Origin of the sequence: Pseudomonas sp. 34 E 7 (assembly GCF_900005715.1) — a bacterium.
Lineage (GTDB): Bacteria > Pseudomonadota > Gammaproteobacteria > Pseudomonadales > Pseudomonadaceae > Aquipseudomonas > Aquipseudomonas orientalis_A.
This window is the reverse complement of the sequence record NZ_CVTX01000174.1, coordinates 1-672: the sequence shown is the minus strand read 5'-3', so window position 1 is coordinate 672 and position 672 is coordinate 1. Positions and strand designations below refer to the sequence as shown.

The window sequence follows — 672 nt, the reverse complement described above, 5'->3', positions numbered from 1 at the left end:
CAGTGACTGACACCCCAGGTACTGATAACACCACCACCGTTACCCTGACCGCGCCGAGCGCAGTCAACGAAGGTGGCCAGATCACGTACACCGCGACCTTGAGCAACAAGGCCGGTACTGACGTCACGCTGAAGTTGGACAACGGTTCGTCGATTATCATCAAGGCTGGCGATACTGTCGGCACCGTGACCGTCCCTGCGCCAAGCGATGACGTGTTCATCGACAAGAGCACCCAGATCGTCAAAATCACCGACGCTTCCGGCGGCAACTTCGAGAAGCTGGTAGTTGCGCAAAACAGTGCAACGACAGCGATCAACGACACCATCGACAAGGTCGATGTGGTTCTGAGCGCCACCACCACGGTTGGCGAAGGCGGCAACATCGTCTACACCGCCAGCCTTGTGGATAAAAACGGTGCGCTGGTGACTAACATCACTAACCCGCTGACCGTCACCCTGGATAACGGCAAAACCATCACCATCGGGGTGAACCAATCGAGCGGCAGCGTTTCGGTTGTTGCGCCGGATGATGTGTACAAAGGCGATCAAACCGTCACGACCGCTATCAAAGGTGTGACCGGTGGCGAGCACTTCGAAAATCTCGTTCCAGGTACCGATAAAGTCACAACAACAGTGACTGACACCCCAGGTACTGATAACACCACCACCGTTA

The 672-nt window shown here is 55.8% G+C and carries 1 protein-coding gene; it reads left to right on the top strand.

The features are described from left to right. Nucleotides 1-672: immunoglobulin-like domain-containing protein (locus tag BFP96_RS23945; RefSeq protein ID WP_371914774.1), on the top strand; the 672-nt coding region annotated here is incomplete at both ends.